Annotated in this window: 28 protein-coding genes and 1 pseudogene; all 29 read right to left on the minus strand. The window is 65.4% G+C overall.

What is annotated here, in order from left to right; genetic code table 11:
* Positions 1–87: 87 nt before the first annotated feature.
* Positions 88–507, minus strand: a complete 420-nt coding sequence (gene rplQ / locus FHT36_RS20655) for a 50S ribosomal protein L17 (RefSeq protein ID WP_169124348.1) — start codon at positions 505–507, stop codon at positions 88–90.
* A gap of 103 nt (positions 508–610) precedes the next feature.
* On the minus strand, positions 611–1,627 hold the full coding sequence (locus FHT36_RS20660) for a DNA-directed RNA polymerase subunit alpha (RefSeq protein WP_169124384.1): 1,017 nt from the start codon (positions 1,625–1,627) through the stop codon (positions 611–613).
* A gap of 142 nt (positions 1,628–1,769) precedes the next feature.
* Positions 1,770–2,159: a 30S ribosomal protein S11 gene (rpsK, locus tag FHT36_RS20665; RefSeq protein ID WP_169124349.1), complete on the minus strand. Its 390-nt coding sequence runs from the start codon at positions 2,157–2,159 to the stop codon at positions 1,770–1,772.
* 121 nt (positions 2,160–2,280) lie between these two features.
* The gene (gene rpsM, locus FHT36_RS20670; protein ID WP_169124350.1) at positions 2,281–2,649 is read right to left on the minus strand and encodes a 30S ribosomal protein S13; all 369 of its coding nucleotides are present in this window, start codon (positions 2,647–2,649) and stop codon (positions 2,281–2,283) included.
* A 217-nt stretch (positions 2,650–2,866) separates the two neighbouring features.
* Positions 2,867–3,133: a hypothetical protein gene (locus FHT36_RS20675; RefSeq protein WP_169124351.1), complete on the minus strand. Its 267-nt coding sequence runs from the start codon at positions 3,131–3,133 to the stop codon at positions 2,867–2,869.
* Between the two features lie 574 nt (positions 3,134–3,707).
* Positions 3,708–4,295 (minus strand): adenylate kinase, encoded by a 588-nt coding sequence (locus FHT36_RS20680; RefSeq protein WP_169124352.1) that lies wholly within the window; start codon positions 4,293–4,295, stop codon positions 3,708–3,710.
* A gap of 1 nt (position 4,296) precedes the next feature.
* Positions 4,297–5,631 (minus strand): preprotein translocase subunit SecY, encoded by a 1,335-nt coding sequence (gene secY, locus FHT36_RS20685; RefSeq protein WP_169124353.1) that lies wholly within the window; start codon positions 5,629–5,631, stop codon positions 4,297–4,299.
* A 504-nt stretch (positions 5,632–6,135) separates the two neighbouring features.
* Positions 6,136–6,612 (minus strand): 50S ribosomal protein L15, encoded by a 477-nt coding sequence (rplO, locus tag FHT36_RS20690; RefSeq protein ID WP_169124354.1) that lies wholly within the window; start codon positions 6,610–6,612, stop codon positions 6,136–6,138.
* Between the two features lie 10 nt (positions 6,613–6,622).
* Complete coding sequence (gene rpmD / locus FHT36_RS20695) at positions 6,623–6,805, minus strand: 50S ribosomal protein L30 (RefSeq protein ID WP_012116751.1); 183 nt, start codon at positions 6,803–6,805, stop codon at positions 6,623–6,625.
* 24 nt (positions 6,806–6,829) lie between these two features.
* Positions 6,830–7,387, minus strand: coding sequence for a 30S ribosomal protein S5 (gene rpsE / locus FHT36_RS20700; protein ID WP_024278457.1), 558 nt, complete (start codon positions 7,385–7,387; stop codon positions 6,830–6,832).
* Positions 7,388–7,404: 17 nt separating this feature from the next.
* On the minus strand, positions 7,405–7,767 hold the full coding sequence (rplR, locus tag FHT36_RS20705; protein ID WP_024278456.1) for a 50S ribosomal protein L18: 363 nt from the start codon (positions 7,765–7,767) through the stop codon (positions 7,405–7,407).
* 12 nt (positions 7,768–7,779) lie between these two features.
* Positions 7,780–8,313, minus strand: coding sequence for a 50S ribosomal protein L6 (gene rplF / locus FHT36_RS20710; RefSeq protein ID WP_169124355.1), 534 nt, complete (start codon positions 8,311–8,313; stop codon positions 7,780–7,782).
* Positions 8,314–8,327: 14 nt separating this feature from the next.
* Complete coding sequence (rpsH, locus tag FHT36_RS20715; protein WP_168458247.1) at positions 8,328–8,726, minus strand: 30S ribosomal protein S8; 399 nt, start codon at positions 8,724–8,726, stop codon at positions 8,328–8,330.
* A 10-nt stretch (positions 8,727–8,736) separates the two neighbouring features.
* Positions 8,737–9,042, minus strand: coding sequence for a 30S ribosomal protein S14 (gene rpsN, locus FHT36_RS20720; protein ID WP_024278453.1), 306 nt, complete (start codon positions 9,040–9,042; stop codon positions 8,737–8,739).
* Between the two features lie 145 nt (positions 9,043–9,187).
* A complete protein-coding gene (rplE, locus tag FHT36_RS20725) occupies positions 9,188–9,745 on the minus strand; it encodes a 50S ribosomal protein L5 (RefSeq protein WP_169124356.1) in 558 nt (185 codons plus the stop codon).
* The gene (gene rplX, locus FHT36_RS20730; RefSeq protein ID WP_169124357.1) at positions 9,738–10,055 is read right to left on the minus strand and encodes a 50S ribosomal protein L24; all 318 of its coding nucleotides are present in this window, start codon (positions 10,053–10,055) and stop codon (positions 9,738–9,740) included. The genes rplE and rplX overlap by 8 nt, the downstream gene beginning before the upstream one ends.
* A complete protein-coding gene (gene rplN, locus FHT36_RS20735; protein ID WP_138398138.1) occupies positions 10,055–10,423 on the minus strand; it encodes a 50S ribosomal protein L14 in 369 nt (122 codons plus the stop codon). Before rplN ends, rplX begins: the two co-directional genes overlap by 1 nt.
* 191 nt (positions 10,424–10,614) lie before the next feature.
* A complete protein-coding gene (gene rpsQ, locus FHT36_RS20740; RefSeq protein WP_169124358.1) occupies positions 10,615–10,863 on the minus strand; it encodes a 30S ribosomal protein S17 in 249 nt (82 codons plus the stop codon).
* A 7-nt stretch (positions 10,864–10,870) separates the two neighbouring features.
* Positions 10,871–11,083 (minus strand): 50S ribosomal protein L29, encoded by a 213-nt coding sequence (gene rpmC / locus FHT36_RS20745; protein ID WP_169124359.1) that lies wholly within the window; start codon positions 11,081–11,083, stop codon positions 10,871–10,873.
* Positions 11,084–11,093: 10 nt separating this feature from the next.
* A complete protein-coding gene (gene rplP, locus FHT36_RS20750; protein ID WP_169124360.1) occupies positions 11,094–11,507 on the minus strand; it encodes a 50S ribosomal protein L16 in 414 nt (137 codons plus the stop codon).
* Between the two features lie 29 nt (positions 11,508–11,536).
* Positions 11,537–12,295, minus strand: a complete 759-nt coding sequence (gene rpsC / locus FHT36_RS20755) for a 30S ribosomal protein S3 (protein ID WP_169124361.1) — start codon at positions 12,293–12,295, stop codon at positions 11,537–11,539.
* Complete coding sequence (gene rplV / locus FHT36_RS20760) at positions 12,295–12,675, minus strand: 50S ribosomal protein L22 (RefSeq protein ID WP_038193664.1); 381 nt, start codon at positions 12,673–12,675, stop codon at positions 12,295–12,297. Before rplV ends, rpsC begins: the two co-directional genes overlap by 1 nt.
* 6 nt (positions 12,676–12,681) lie before the next feature.
* Positions 12,682–12,960 (minus strand): 30S ribosomal protein S19, encoded by a 279-nt coding sequence (rpsS, locus tag FHT36_RS20765; protein WP_168458251.1) that lies wholly within the window; start codon positions 12,958–12,960, stop codon positions 12,682–12,684.
* Positions 12,961–12,971: 11 nt separating this feature from the next.
* Positions 12,972–13,805, minus strand: coding sequence for a 50S ribosomal protein L2 (rplB, locus tag FHT36_RS20770; protein WP_169124362.1), 834 nt, complete (start codon positions 13,803–13,805; stop codon positions 12,972–12,974).
* A gap of 25 nt (positions 13,806–13,830) precedes the next feature.
* Entirely contained in the window at positions 13,831–14,136 is a 306-nt protein-coding gene (locus tag FHT36_RS20775; RefSeq protein ID WP_168458253.1) for a 50S ribosomal protein L23, read from the minus strand.
* A complete protein-coding gene (gene rplD, locus FHT36_RS20780; protein ID WP_169124363.1) occupies positions 14,133–14,753 on the minus strand; it encodes a 50S ribosomal protein L4 in 621 nt (206 codons plus the stop codon). The genes FHT36_RS20775 and rplD overlap by 4 nt, the downstream gene beginning before the upstream one ends.
* Positions 14,753–15,481, minus strand: a complete 729-nt coding sequence (rplC, locus tag FHT36_RS20785; protein WP_169124364.1) for a 50S ribosomal protein L3 — start codon at positions 15,479–15,481, stop codon at positions 14,753–14,755. Before rplC ends, rplD begins: the two co-directional genes overlap by 1 nt.
* 22 nt (positions 15,482–15,503) lie before the next feature.
* Positions 15,504–15,812, minus strand: coding sequence for a 30S ribosomal protein S10 (rpsJ, locus tag FHT36_RS20790; RefSeq protein WP_012113701.1), 309 nt, complete (start codon positions 15,810–15,812; stop codon positions 15,504–15,506).
* 65 nt (positions 15,813–15,877) lie between these two features.
* Positions 15,878–15,969, minus strand: a pseudogene (locus tag FHT36_RS20795) (elongation factor Tu); the annotation flags it as partial.

The raw sequence follows: 15,969 nt of genomic DNA on the forward strand, positions 1-15,969 counted from the left end.
CGATCCTCACAACGAAAGACGTTCTCTCGAACGAAAAAAGGGCGGTCCGAGGACCGCCCTTTTTCATAGCCTCAAATCAGCTGAAGCTCACGCAGCTTCCGCGGCAGCGGCAGCAGTGCGGGCGTGGTCGGCGGCGCCCTTGGCGTCCACGTCACGATCCACGAACTCGATCACCGCGACGGCGGTGTTGTCGCCATAGCGGAAGCCGGCCTTGACGATGCGGGTGTAGCCACCCGGGCGGGCCGCATAGCGGGGCGCCAGCACGTCGAACAGCTTCTTGACCACGGCCTGGTCCTTCAGCTCGGCGATCGCCTGGCGGCGGGCGTGCAGGTCGCCGCGACGGGCGAGGGTCACGAGCTTCTCCACCACCGGGCGAAGATCCTTCGCCTTGGGCAGGGTGGTCACGATCTGCTCGTGGGTGATGAGGGCGCCCGCGAGGTTGGAGAACATCGCCTTGCGGTGCTCCCAGGTGCGGTTGAACTTGCGATGAACCTTGCCGTGACGCATGACGGCGAACTCCTGAAGATGGCGACGGACGAGCCGGTCGAGTGGTTGCGCGGCTCGGGCCGCTCAAAAGGGGTCGGGGCAGCGTGCCGCCCCGGATTGCGGATCAGTAGTGCTCCTCGAAGCGCTTGGCCAGCTCTTCGATGTTCTCAGGCGGCCAGCCGGGCACTTCCATGCCGAGATGCAGGCCGAGGGAGGCGAGCACCTCCTTGATCTCGTTGAGCGACTTCCGGCCGAAGTTCGGCGTACGGAGCATCTCCGTCTCGCTTTTCTGGATCAGGTCGCCGATATAGACGATGTTGTCGTTCTTCAGGCAGTTGGCCGAACGGACGGAGAGCTCGAGCTCGTCCACCTTCTTCAGCAGCGCCGGAGAGAACGGCAGCGTCTGGATCGCGGTCGCCTCGCTCTCGCGCTTGGGCTCCTCGAAGTTGACGAAGATCTCCAGCTGGTCCTGCAGGATGCGGGCGGCGTAGGCCAGCGCGTCCTCGGCCGTGATCGAGCCGTTGGTCTCGATCTGGAGCGTCAGCTTGTCATAGTCGAGGATCTGACCCTCACGGGTGTTCTCGACCTTGTAGGAGACCTTGCGCACCGGCGAGTAGAGGCTGTCGATCGGGATCAGGCCGATCGGAGCATCCTCGGGACGGTTGCGGTCGGCGGCCACGTAGCCCTTGCCGGTGTCGACCGTGAACTCGATGCGCAGCTCCGCGCCCTCGTCGAGGGTGCAGATCGGCAGATGCGGGTTCAGGATCTGCACGTCGCCGACGGTCTGGATGTCGCCGGCCAGCAGCACGCCGGGGCCGGTCTTCTTGGCCACCATGCGCTTCGGGCCGTCGCCCTGCATCTTGATGGCCACATCCTTCACGTTGAGGATGATGTCCGTCACGTCCTCACGCACGCCGGGGATCGACGAGAACTCGTGCAGCACGCCGTCGATGTGGATCGAGGTCACAGCCGCGCCCTGCAGCGACGACAGGAGGATGCGGCGCAGGGCATTGCCGAGGGTCATGCCGAAGCCGCGCTCCAGCGGCTCGGCGATGACGGTCGCGAGGCGCTTGGGATCGTGGCCGGGATTGACCTGCAGCTTCTCGGGCTTGATCAGCTCTTGCCAGTTCTTCTGAATCACTTGCTTCACCTTGCTTTCTCGCCGGGCCACGGCAGCTGCCGGGGTGGTGAGCCTCAACCGGAGGCCTGGCCCGTCCCGCTCGGGGGAGGAGAAACCGGGCTTGATCCCCGCGGGCCGGGCCCGCGGAGGAACGAAGAGCGGATCAGACGCGACGGCGCTTGCGCGGACGGCAGCCGTTGTGCGGGATCGGCGTCACGTCGCGGATGGAGGTGACGAGGAAACCCGCGGCCTGCAGCGCGCGAAGGGCGGACTCACGGCCGGAACCCGGACCGCAGACTTCCACCTCGAGGGTGCGCATGCCGTGCTCGGCCGCCTTGCGGGCCGCGTCCTCGGCCGCGACCTGCGCGGCGTACGGGGTGGACTTGCGCGAGCCCTTGAAGCCCATGGCGCCGGCCGAGGACCAGGAGATGGTGTTGCCCTGGGCGTCGGTGATGGTGATCATGGTGTTGTTGAACGACGCGTTCACGTGCGCCACGCCGGAGGCGATGTTCTTGCGCTCGCGACGACGGACGCGTGTAGCTTCCTTGGCCATTCTTCTGTCGATCCTTCAGGCGCGCCCGTAGCTCCAGGCGCTCGGGATGGCCCACCATGGGCCGGAAATGACCGGAGCCGGCAAGGCCGGCATCCGGGAACTCAAAAAGCCTTGCGGCCGATCACTTCTTCTTGCCGGCGATCGGCTTCGCCGGACCCTTGCGGGTGCGGGCGTTGGTGTGGGTGCGCTGGCCGCGCACGGGCAGGCCACGACGATGGCGCAGGCCGCGGTAGCAGCCGAGGTCCATCAGGCGCTTGATGTTCATCGCCACTTCGCGGCGCAGGTCGCCTTCCACGAGGTAGTCGCGGTCGATGGTCTCGCGGATCTGCAGCACTTCCTGGTCGGTCAGCTGGTTCACGCGACGCTCGGCGGGAATGCCCACCTTCTCGACGATCTCTTCAGCCTTCTTGGGGCCGATGCCGTGGATGTACTGGAGCGCGATGACGACGCGCTTGTTGGTCGGGATGTTGACGCCTGCAATACGAGCCACTGCGCTCTCCATGTGGGCCTGCGCCAGAAGGCGGCTGGCCGGTTGTTGTCCCCGCGTCCGGTGGAGGCCGGCCCCTGCGGGATCTTGACGAATGCTGCCCCGGATACGACAAAGCCGCCGCCCTGCCCAACCCTTTCGGGTGGACCGAACGGCACCTTTTCCGAAGCGAGGAAGTGCCCATAGCGGAGATTCCGCGAGGGGTCAAGTGCGGGAGGGATCAGCGCCTCACCAGCGCGTAAAGCTGCTCCGCCGCCTGCCGCGATTGCCCCGCATCAGCGGACAATCCGATCTGCTCCTCGACAATCCGGATGAGCAAGGCGCTCAGTTCAGGCACCTCCGCCCCATTGCGAAGCGCCTGTAAGACGGGGATCAAATAATCATCATACTCATCTTGAGCATCGGGGACATCTCGTATTCCGATCGGGTCCCATACATTCAAGAGTACCTGCCTAACACCCTTCAGTAGTTCGTTCATTTCATTCATAGCGATCACCTTACTTCGGCCAAGCCGTTATCACTACACCTGCGGGATCGAGAACCACTGTCGCACCTGCGCCCCTAAATTGAGTGGACCCGTTGGCGCGCGGGACAATTCGCAAAGGGTTCTTGACAGCATCAAGAATGGCTGACGGCGACACGCCGCGATTGATTGCCTGGTTGATGCCGTGCCTTGTAAAGCCGGTAATACCCTCTGCCACTTGGACATATCGGCTGTGGTTGCTACTGGTCGCCCCTGATGAGGCGCCCAATCCCCCGGTCCATCTCCCGCCATCAGGATTTCCCGCTGGCACCCTCGGTTGCTCGGGATTGTATTTCCAAGCAAGCGAGCATCGCAGTAGCGCGACGCGCAAGCGCGTAGCCGCCAAGTCGGCCCGCACCCTTCCAACGTCAAACTTATTTGGGATCATATTCCGATCTTCACATCGCCATGTATAGGAATATTCTCCTATTTTCAGACAAAAGAAAAGACCCCTTCGCTCGGCAGCGCGAAAGGGCCCTTCTTCAAATCCTCTATGTCAAATGGACCACGGCCGAAAAACGGCCGAAGCCCCCTGCCCTCACGCCGCCTCGGCGAGAACCCCGTCGATGGCGGCGGTGACCTGATCGATGGGCGCCATGCCGTCGATCTGCTTCAGCTGGCCGCGCGCCTTGTAATAGGGCGCGACCACGGCGGTATCGCGGTTGTAGGCTTCCAGGCGGGTCTTGAAGACCACCGGATCATCATCCTTGCGCACCGGCTCGCCCTTGGAGGCGGCCTCGGCGGCGCGGTTGAGGATGCGGTTGACCAGCTTCTCCTGGTCCACCACCAGCTCGATCACCGCGTCGAGCTTGAGGCCCTTCTCGGTGAGCAGATGGTCCAGCGCCTCGGCCTGCGCCACCGTGCGCGGGAAGCCGTCGAGGATGAAGCCGTTTCGGGCATCCGCCTCGCCGATGCGCTCGGCGATGATGCCGATGACGATCTCATCCGAGACCAGCCCGCCGGCATCCATCACCGCCTTCGCCTTCAGCCCCACCGGCGTGCCCGCGGCAACGGCCGCGCGCAGCATGTCTCCGGTGGAAAGCTGGACGATGCCGTGACGGGCCACCAGCCGCTGTGCCTGAGTTCCCTTGCCTGCCCCGGGCGGGCCCAACAGCACCAGCCTCATATTACTTCCTCCTCCCCCCGCGCAGCTTGGCCTTCTTGACCAGTCCTTCGTACTGGTGGGCCAACAGATGTCCCTGGATCTGGGACACGGTGTCCATGGTCACGCTGACCACGATCAGAAGCGACGTTCCTCCGAAATAGAACGGAAGAGAGGCGTAGGAAATCAGCAGTTCGGGGAAGAGGCAAACCGCCGCAATGTAGGCGGCGCCCACGACGGTGATGCGGGTGAGCACATAATCGATGTACTCGGCCGTCCGCTCGCCCGGGCGGATGCCCGGAATGAAGCCGCCGTGCTTCTTCAGATTGTCCGCCGTCTCCACCGGATTGAACACGATCGCGGTGTAGAAGAAGCAGAAGAACACGATCAGCGCCACATAGAGCACCATGTAGAGCGGGCGCCCGTGGCCGATGTGGGTCGTGACGGTCTGCAGCCATTCCGGCCCCGAGCCCTGCATGAAGCTGGCGATGGTGGTGGGAATGAGCAGCAGCGAGGAGGCGAAGATCGGCGGGATGACGCCCGACGTGTTCAGCTTCAGCGGCAGATGCGAGGACTGGCCCTCATAGATGCGGTTGCCGACCTGGCGCTTGGGATACTGGATCAGCAGCCGGCGCTGGGCGCGCTCCATGAACACGATGAAGGCGATGACCACCACGGCCATCACCAGCATGGCCAGAATCACCACGGTGGAGATGGCGCCCTCGCGGCCGAGTTCCAGCGTGCGCACGAACGCGCCGGGCAGCTCGGCGACGATGCCGGCGAAGATGATGAGCGAGGTGCCGTTGCCGATGCCGCGCGAGGTGATCTGCTCGCCGAGCCACATCAGGAACATGGTGCCGCCGGTCAGGGTAATGACCGTGGAGATGCGGAAGAACCAGCCGGGCTCCGCCACCACGCTGCCCGAGCCCTCGAGGCCGACGGCGATGCCATAGGCCTGGAACAGGGCCAGCACCACGGTGAGATAGCGGGTGTACTGGTTGAGCTGCTTGCGGCCCGCCTCGCCTTCCTTCTTCAGCGCCTCCAGCGTCGGCGAGACGCTGGTGAGGAGCTGGATGATGATGGAGGCAGAGATGTACGGCATGATGTTCAGGGCGAAGATGGCCATGCGCTGCACGGCGCCGCCCGAGAACATGTTGAAGAGACCGATGATCCCCTGCTGGGCGTTCTTGAAGACGTCCGCCAGCGCGTCCGGATTGATGCCGGGCATGGGGATGTAGGTGCCGAGCCGATAGACGAGAAGCGCGCCGAGGGTGAACCAGATGCGCTTCTTCAGCTCCTCGGCCTTGCCGAGGGCACCGAAATTGAGGTTCGCCGCGAGTTGTTCCGCCGCCGAGACCATGCCTTGCTCCGATGGACGCCACCCTGGTGGGCGGCCCTTATATGAGGGCGCAACGCTCGGGTGCCAAGGCAAAGGGACCAGGGCTCCCCGCCGACGGTCCCGCTACCGGCTCCCTTGCCGAAGCGCTGGACCCTGGCGGGAGTGCCATGGGCCGGTGCCCGGGCGCGTCCTGGACGATCAGTCCCGAACGGAGCGTTGGGGCAAACTGGGCCGGCGCGACGGATGGCCGCAGGCCGGCGGGAAGAGCCGATATCCGGCCGATGGTGCGCCCGCCGGGGGCACGCGGGACCGATCCCGACTCGGATGCTGGAGGCCGAAGCCGCCCTCGCACCCGTCACACCTTCGGCGGCACCGAAGCGTCACCTGAAACCGGGCGCCCCAAGGACCGCCCGAAACACGAAGACCCGGCCTCGGGCCGGGCATCCGCAAGAGGTTGGCCCGAACATGGGTTCGGCGCGGCGGCATGAAGCCCCGCGCCGTCCCCTGTTCCGGATCAGCCTCGGCTCACTCGGCCTCGACGGCCGCCGCGAGCACGGTCACCGAGCCACCGGCCTTCTCCACGGCGGCGACGGCGGACTTGGTGGCGTAGGCCACTTCCAGCGTCACCTTGGCGGAGAGCTCACCGTTGCCGAGCACGCGCACACCATCCTTCACCCGGCGCAGCACGCCGGCGGTGACGAGGGCGGCCTCGGTCACGGGCTGGCCCGCGTCGAGACGGCCGGCATCGACCGCGCCCTGGATCTTGGCGAGGGAGACCTCGTTATAGTCCAGGCGGAAGATGTTGTGGAAGCCGCGCTTCGGCAGGCGACGATGCAGCGGCATCTGACCGCCCTCGAAGCCCTTGATGGCGACGCCGGTCCGGGCCTTCTGGCCCTTCACGCCGCGACCCGCGGTCTTGCCCTTGCCGGAGCCAATGCCCCGACCCACGCGCATCCGCTTCTTGCGGGCGCCGGGATTGTCCCTGATTTCGTCGAGCTTCATGTCCCGCTCCTCACTCGACCACACGGACGAGGTGGGCGACCTTGGCGATCATGCCGCGGACGGCCGGGGTATCCTTGAGAGTGGAGCGGCGGTGCCGCTTGTTCAGCCCGAGGCCGACGAGGGTGGCCTCCTGGTCGAACGGACGGCGGATCGGCGAGCCGATCTGCTCCACGGTGACTGTCTTGTCGCTCATGATGGCGCGCTCCTAATCCGACGCTCAGTCCGTCGCTTCCGCGTCTTCGACGCGGCGGCGGGACTGGAGCTGCGACACCTTGATGCCGCGACGCGCAGCGACCGAGCGCGGCGAGTCCTGGTTCTTCAGGGCGTCGAAAGTGGCGCGCACCATGTTGTAGGGGTTGGAAGACCCGAAGGACTTCGCCACCACATCGTGCATGCCTAGGGTTTCGAACACCGCACGCATCGGGCCGCCGGCGATGATGCCGGTACCCGCCGGGGCGGCGCGGAGCACCACCTTGCCGGCGCCGTGGTGACCATGCACGTCGTGGTGCAGGGTCCGGCCTTCGCGCAGCGGCACGCGGATGAGGGCGCGCTTGGCGCTCTCGGTGGCCTTGCGGATCGCCTCCGGCACCTCGCGGGCCTTGCCGTGGCCGAAGCCGACGCGGCCCTTCTGGTCACCGACCACCACCAGGGCAGCGAAGCCGAAGCGACGGCCGCCCTTCACCACCTTGGCGACGCGGTTGATGTGGACCAGCTTGTCCACGAACGTATTGTCGCGGTCCTCGCGCTCGTGGCGCTGTTCCCGTTCACGGGCCATGTTCGCTCGTCCTTGCGTCAGAACTGAAGGCCGCCTTCGCGGGCGCCCTCAGCGAGCGCCTTGACGCGCCCATGATAGATGTATGCGCCACGATCGAACACGACCGCGGTCACGCCCTTGGCCATCGCCCGCTCGGCAACAAGCTTGCCGATGGTCTTGGCGGCCTCGGTGTCCGCACCGGTCTTCAGCGACCCGCGCAGATCCTTCTCGAGGCTCGATGCGGCGGCGAGAGTCTCGCCCTTCGCATCGTCGATGACCTGCGCATAGATGTGCTGCGAGGTCCGGTGCACCGACAGGCGCGGACGCCCGTTCGCAGCAACGCGGATCGCACGGCGCACCTTGGCCTTGCGGCGCGCCTGCGCCTCCAAATCCTTAGCCATGGTTCGCCTCCGTCACTTCTTCTTGCCTTCCTTGCGGAAGATGAATTCGCCGGCATACTTGACGCCCTTGCCCTTGTAGGGCTCGGGGCCACGGAACTCGCGTATCTCCGCCGCCACCTGGCCGACCTTCTGGCGGTCGATGCCCGTGACCACCACTTCGGTGGGCTTGGGGGTGACGATCTGGATGCCCTCGGGGATCGCGTAGATCACGTCGTGGCTGTAGCCGAGCGAGAGGTTCAGGTTCTTGCCCTGCACCGCCGCCTTGTAGCCGACGCCGGTGATCTCGAGCTTCTTCTCGAAGCCCTTGGTCACGCCTTCGACCAGGTTGGAGACCAGCGTGCGGGACATGCCCCACATGGCCTTGTGACGGGAGGTCTCGCCGTTCATCGAGAGCTGGATTTCCGAGCCCTCGATCTTGGCGGCGATCTCTTCCACCAGGATCACTTCAAGGGCGCCCTTGGGGCCCTTCACCTTCACCGTCTGTCCGTCCAGGCTGGCGGTGACGCCAGCCGGAATGGCGACGGGCAGCTTGCCGATCTTCGACATCTTGTCCTCCGTCGTCAGAACACGGTGAAGAGCACTTCGCCGCCGACGTTCTTGTCGCGGGCTTCGTGGTCGGCCATCACGCCCTGGGGCGTGGAGACGACGGCGATGCCGAGACCGTTGGCGACGCGGGGAAGGTTCTTGACCGCCGCATAGACGCGACGGCCGGGCTTCGACACGCGGGCGATCTCGCGGATCACCGGCGTTCCGTCGAAATACTTCAGCTCGATCTCAAACTCGGTACGGCCGTTGCCGTGGTCGGTCGAGGTGTAGCCGCGGATGTAGCCCTCGTCGCGAAGGACATCGAGAACCGAGGCGCGCAGACGCGAGCCGGGGGTCGAGGTCTTGTCCTTGCGGCGCATCTGGGCGTTGCGGATGCGGGTGATCAGATCGCCGATGGGATCAGTTACAGCCATCGTTCCCTCCTCACCAGCTCGACTTCACGAGGCCGGGCACCATGCCCTGGTTGCCCAGCTCGCGCAGCGCGATACGGCTCATCTTGAGCTTGCGGTAGAAGGCACGCGGACGGCCAGTCACCTCGCAGCGATTGCGGATCCGGATCTTCGCGCCGTTGCGCGGCATTTCCGCCAGCTTGAGGGTCGCCTGGAAGCGCTCCTCGATCGGCAGGGTCTTGTCATTCACGATCGCCTTCAGACGCGCGCGCTTCGCCGCCTGGCCAGTGGCCAGCTTGCGGCGGCGCTCGTTCGTCTCGATCGCGCTCTTCTTCGCCATCTTTAGCTCCTGTTCTCCGCGTCTGAGCAGCTCGTCCTGAGCCCCTCACGGCCGGAAAATCACGTCCTCACTCGTCTCGTCGTCCGGGCCCGGCCATGAGCCGGAACCGAAGAGGCGCTTCGAACGAAGCGCCCCTCATACCCGCTCACTGGCGGAAGGGGAAGTTGAAGGCCTTCAGAAGCGCGCGGGCTTCCTCATCGGTCTTCGCCGTGGTGCACACGATGATGTCCATGCCCCAGATCTGCTCGACGCGGTCGTAGTTGATCTCGGGGAACACGATGTGCTCCTTCACGCCCATGGCATAGTTGCCACGGCCGTCAAAGCTCTTCGGGTTCAGGCCGCGAAAGTCGCGGACGCGGGGCAGAGCCACGGTCACGAGGCGGTCCATGAACTCGTACATGCGGGTCTTGCGAAGGGTGACCTTCGCGCCGACCGGCTGGTTCTCGCGCAGCTTGAAGTTCGAGATCGCCTTGCGGGCCCGGGTGATGACCGGCTTCTGGCCGGCGATCTGGGCGAGGTCCGCAGCGGCGGTCGTCACCTTCTTGGTGTCGGCGGTGGCTTCGCCCACGCCCATGTTGATGACGATCTTCTCGATGACCGGCACTTCCATGGCGTTCTTGTAGCCGAACTGCTCGATCATCTTCGGCCGCACCACCTCGTCATAGAAGGTGCGCAGCCGCGCGTTGTAGGTCGCCTCAGCCATCGATCCTCTCCCCGGAACGCTTGGCCACGCGGACCTTGCGTCCGTCATCCAGCACCTCGAAGCCGACGCGGGTCGGCTTGCCGTCCTTGGGGTCGGCAATGGCGACGTTCGACAGGTTGATGGGAGCCTCCTTGGAGATGATCCCGCCTTCCTGGTTCGCCGACTGGCGCTGGTGACGCTTAACGATATTCACGCCGCGCACGAGAGCCTTCTCGTCCTTCGGCATCACCTGAATGACCTCGCCGGTGCGGCCCTTGTCGCGGCCGGCGAGGACGACGACCTTGTCGCCCTTCTTGATCTTCGCGGCCATCACAGCACCTCCGGCGCCAGCGAGATGATCTTCATGTGGTTCTTGGAGCGCAGCTCTCGCGGAACCGGTCCGAAGATGCGGGTGCCCACCGGCTCCTTGTTGTTGTTGATCAGCACGGCCGCGTTGCGGTCGAAACGGATCACGGAGCCATCGACGCGACGGATGTCCTTGGCGGTGCGAACCACCACGGCCTTCATCACGTCGCCCTTCTTCACGCGGCCGCGCGGGATCGCCTCCTTGACCGACACCACGATGATGTCGCCGACGTGGGCATACTTCCGCTTCGAGCCGCCAAGTACCTTGATGCACATGACGCGACGGGCGCCGGAATTGTCCGCCACGTCGAGATTGGTCTGCATCTGGATCATGACGCACCTGTTCTCGTCATCCGGCGCCGCCGGCGCACCGGCATTGCCTTAACCCTTGTTCGCCGTGCCCGCTCATCGGAACACGGTGTTGCCGCGGTGCGGTCTCCACTCGATCCTCCCGTGGGACGATCGACGGACCCGGCACCGGAGCCCTCCCGGCCGGACGATCCATCCGGACGGGAAACTCTCTATCAGACCTCGGCGCGCTTTTCGCCCTGGATCACGATCCAGTTCTTCAGCTTCGAGATCGGACGGTGCTCCTCGATCCAAACCGTATCACCCACATGCCAGGCATTGGCCTCGTCATGGGCATGGTACTTCTTGGACCGACGCACGGTCTTCTTGAGCAGCGGATGGGTGAAGCGGCGCTCCACCCGGACCACCACGGTCTTGTCGGTCTTGTCGCTCACCACGACGCCCTGGAGCACGCGCTTCGGCATCGCTTCCTCACTTCGCCTTCTGCACCGGCGAACCGGTGCGCTTATTAGTCTGCACGGTCTTGATCCGCGCGATGTCGCGGCGGATCTGCTTGGACCGGGCGGTATTCTCGAGCTGGCCCGTCGCCTTCTGGAAGCGCAGGTTGAACTGCTCCTTCTTCAGCTTCAGCAGCTCATCGGCGAGCTGATCGGGGCTGAGGGCCCGAACGTCCTCGGCTTTCATGAGCCTCTCCTCACTCGGCGATGCGCTGGATGAAGCGCGTCTTGATGGGCAGCTTCGCAGCCGCGAGGGTCAGCGCCTCGCGAGCGGTCTCGACGCTCACCCCGTCGATCTCGAACATGATACGGCCGGGCTTGACGCGGGCCGCCCAATACTCGGGCGCGCCCTTGCCCTTACCCATACGGACTTCCGTGGGCTTGGCCGACACCGGGACGTCCGGGAACACCCGGATCCAGACGCGTCCGGCGCGCTTCATGTGGCGGGTGAGCGCGCGGCGGGCCGCCTCGATCTGGCGGGCAGTCACGCGCTCCGGCTCGACGGCCTTGAGGCCGAATTCGCCGAAGTTCAATTCCGTGCCGCCCTTGGCGACGCCGTGAATGCGTCCCTTGAACTGCTTGCGGAACTTGGTGCGCTTGGGTTGCAGCATGGCTTGATCGCCTTCTCTCTAGCCGGCCATCAAGCCCGGGAGCCGCGGTCGCGGTCGCCGCGATCGCCACGCTCACGGTCACCGCGCTCGCGCCGCTGGGGACGCGAAGAGGGACCGGCTTCCTGCTCGGCCTGGCGCTTGTCCTGCGCCATGGGATCGTGCTCGAGGATCTCGCCCTTGAAGATCCAAACCTTGACACCGCAGGTGCCGTAGGTGGTGAAGGCAGTGGCGGTGCCGTAGTCCACGTCCGCACGCAGGGTGTGCAGCGGAACGCGGCCCTCGCGGTACCACTCAAGGCGCGCGATCTCAGCGCCGCCGAGACGGCCCGAGCAATTGATACGGATGCCCTCGGCGCCGAGGCGCATGGCGGACTGCACGGCGCGCTTCATGGCGCGACGGAAGGCCACGCGGCGCTCCAGCTGCTGGGCGATGGACTCGGCGACAAGGCGCGCGTCGATTTCCGGCTTCCGGATCTCGACGATGTTGATGAAGACTTCCGAGTTGGTCATCTCGGAGACCTTCTTGCGCAGCTTGTCGATGTCCGCGCCCTTCTTGCCGATGACCACGCCCGGACGACCCGAGTAGATGGTCACGCGGCACTTCTTGTGCGGGCGCTCGATCACCACCTTGGACACCGCCGCCTGCTTGAGCTGCTTCATCAGCATCTCGCGGATCTTGATGTCCTCGTGCAGCAGCTTGCCGTACTCGCCCTTGTTGGCGAACCAGCGGCTGTCCCACGTGCGGTTGATGCCGAGCCGGAGCCCGACCGGATTGACCTTCTGACCCATCAGGCCCGCTCCTCGACTTCCCGCACCACGATGGTGATGTGGGCGAAGGGCTTCTCGATACGCGAGGCGCGACCGCGCGCCCGCGGCGAGAACCGCTTCATGACCAGACCCTTGCCCACGTGCGCCTCGGCGACGATGAGATCGTCGACATCGAGCTCGTGGTTGTTCTCGGCATTGGCGATCGCGCTCTCGAGGCACTTCTTCACATCGCGGGCGATCCGCTTGTGGGAGAACTCGAGATCGGCGAGCGCCGTCGCCACCTTCTTGCCGCGGATCAGACCCGCGACCAGGTTGAGCTTCTGCGGCGAGACGCGCAGGTTGCGCGCCACCGCCTTGGCTTCGTTGTCCGCGAGCGCGCGGGGCTTTGCCTGCTTACCCATGACCGATCACCGCCGCTTCGACTTCTTGTCGGCCGCGTGCCCGTAGTAAGTCCGCGTCGGAGCGAACTCGCCGAACTTCTGGCCGATCATGTCCTCGGTGACATTCACGGGCACGTGCTTGTGACCGTTGTAGACGCCGAAGGTTAAGCCCACGAACTGGGGCAGAATGGTGGAGCGCCGGCTCCAGATCTTGATCACATCGCGGCGACCCGAACCCGCGGCAGCTTCCGCCTTCTTCAGCAGGTAGCCGTCGACGAACGGGCCTTTCCAGACAGAGCGAGACATAGCTCAGGCCCTCACTTCTTGCGCTTGTGGCGGCTGGACACGATGAACTTGTCCGTCGCCTTGTTGCTGCGGGTCTTCTTGCCCTTGGTGGGGATGCCCCAGGGCGTGACCGGATGACGGCCGCCCGAGGTGCGGCCTTCACCGCCGCCGTGCGGGTGATCCACCGGGTTCATGACGACGCCGCGGTTATGCGGACGCTGGCCCAGCCACCGGCTACGGCCGGCCTTGCCCAGCGAGATGTTCATGTGGTCCGGGTTCGAGACCGCACCGACGGTGGCGTAGCACGCACCGTGCACGAGGCGCTGCTCGCCGGAGTTCAGGCGAACGATCACGTAGCCTTCGTCGCGGCCGACGATCTGAGCGTAGGTGCCGGCGGAGCGGGCGATCTGACCGCCCTTGCCGATCTTCAGCTCGACGTTGTGCACGATCGTGCCGACCGGGAGCGAGGACAGCGGGCCGGCATTGCCGGGCTTCACGTCCACGTTGTCGCCGGCGATCACCTGGTCGCCCACGGCCAGGCGCTGCGGCGCCAGGATGTAGGCGAGCTCGCCGTCCTCATACTTGATGAGGGCGATGAACGAGGTGCGGTTCGGATCGTATTCCAGCCGCTCCACCGTCGCCGACATGCCGCGCTTGAGGCGCTTGAAGTCGACGAGACGATAGGTCTGCTTATGGCCGCCGCCGCGGAAGCGGACGGTGATGCGGCCATTGTTGTTGCGTCCGCCCGAGGAGCTCTTGCCCTCGGTCAGGGTCTTGACCGGCTTGCCCTTGTAGAGGCCGGAGCGGTCCACGATCACGAGCTGGCGAAGGCTCGGCGTGACCGGCTTGAAATGCTTCAGCGCCATGGTCTTATCCCGTTCCCCTCGGCTCTCAGAGGCCCGTGGTGATGTCGATCTTCTGGCCCTCTTCGAGGGTCACGACCGCCTTCTTGACGTCGCTCTGGACGCCCTTGCGGCCCTTGAAGATTTTCGTCTTGCCCTTACGGACCAGCGTGTTCACGCTCTTGACCTTCACGTCGAAAAGCTTCTCCACGGCTTCCTTGATGGAAGGCTTGGAAGCGGTCTTCGCGACGTTGAAGACAACCTTGTTCTGCTCGCTCGCGGTCGTCGCCTTTTCGGTGATGACGGGCGAGACGATCACGTCGTAATGACGCGGTTCGATGTTGCGCGTGCTCATTTGAAGCGCGCCTCCAGCGCGTCCACGGCGGCCTTGGTCAGGACCAGGGTGTCGCGGCGCAGGATGTCATAGACGTTGATGCCCTGGATGGGCAGCACGTCCACGTAGGGCAGGTTGCGCGCCGCGAGCGCGATGTTCTGCTCCACCTGGGCGCCGTCCACGAAGAGAACGGACGAGATGCCGAGCTTCTCAAGCCGCTCCTTGAGCGCCTTGGTCTTCGGATCGGCCAGGTTGGCGGTGTCGAGCACGATGATCTGCTCGGCCTTCGCCTTCGACGACAGCGCATGCTTCAGCGCAAGGGCACGGACCTTCTTCGGCAGGTCGATGGCGTGCGAGCGCACCACCGGGCCGAAGGCACGACCGCCGCCGCGGAACTGCGGAGCGGACGCGGCGCCGTGACGGGCGTTGCCGGTGCCCTTCTGCTTGTACAGCTTCTTGGACGTGCGGTTGATTTCCGAACGGCCCTTGGTGCGGTGCGTGCCGGCCTGGCGGCGCGAAAGCTGCCAGGTCACGCAACGATGCAGGATGTCCGCGCGCGGCTCGAGACCGAAGATCTCGTCCGACAGGGTCACGGAGCCGGCTTCGGAGCCGTCGAGCGTCTTGACGGTGAGTTCCATCACGCGCCCTCCTCATTGGCGGCTTCAGCGGCGGGAGCCGCGTCCGAACCGTTGCCGAGCTTGAACGCGCCGGGCTTGGGGGCCTCGGCGGGCAGCTTCTTCTTCACGGCGTCGCGAACGGTGATCCAGCCACCCGCATGGCCGGGAACGGCGCCTTCGACGGCGATGAGGCCGCGCTCGACGTCGGTCATCACGACCTTCAGGTTCTGGGTGGTGACGGTGACGTCACCCATGTGGCCAGGCATCTTCTTGTTCTTGAAGGTCTTGCCGGGGTCCTGACGGCCGCCGGTCGAACCGATCGAACGATGCGAGATGGAGACGCCGTGCGAGGCGCGAAGACCACCGAAGTTGTGGCGCTTCATGCCGCCGGCGAAGCCCTTGCCGATGGTGGTGCCGGTGACGTCCACATACTGGCCCACGACGAAGTGGTCAGCGGTGATCTCGGCACCGACGGGGATGAGCCCGTCTTCCGGCACGCGGAACTCGGCCATCTTCCGCTTGGGCTCAACCTGAGCCACGGCGAAGTGGCCGCGCTCGGCGCGGGTCACGTTCTTGGGCTTGCGACGGCCAGCACCGAGCTGGACCGCGACGTAGCCATTCTTGTCGAGCGTGCGGTGGGCAACCACCTGGCAGCTCTCAACCTTCAGCACAGTGACCGGCACGTGCTCGCCAGCATCGGTGAAGATGCGGGTCATGCCGACCTTCTGGGCGATGACGCCTGACCGCATGGTCGTGTCTCCTCGCACCACGTCAGAGCTTGATTTCGACGTCAACGCCGGCGGCGAGGTCGAGCTTCATCAGCGCGTCCACCGTCTGGGGCGTCGGATCGACGATATCGAGCAGGCGCTTGTGGGTGCGCATCTCGAACTGCTCACGCGACTTCTTGTCGATGTGAGGCGAACGGTTGACGGTGAACTTCTCGATCCGCGTGGGCAGCGGGATCGGGCCGCGCACCTGCGCACCCGTGCGCTTGGCCGTGGCGACGATCTCGCGCGTCGACGCATCGAGGATGCGGTGATCGAACGCCTTCAGGCGAATTCGAATGTTCTGGCCGTTCATGGCTCAATTGGCTCCAGGAAGAGGAAACGCGCACGCCGGTGCGCAGCGCGTTTCGTTCTTGTTGATCACTCGATGATGGCGGCGACGACGCCGGCGCCGACGGTGCGGCCGCCTTCACGGATGGCGAAGCGCAGCTTCTCCTCCATGGCGATCGGAA

Origin of the sequence: Xanthobacter sp. SG618, assembly GCF_012932745.1 — a bacterium.
GTDB lineage: Bacteria > Pseudomonadota > Alphaproteobacteria > Rhizobiales > Xanthobacteraceae > Xanthobacter > Xanthobacter flavus.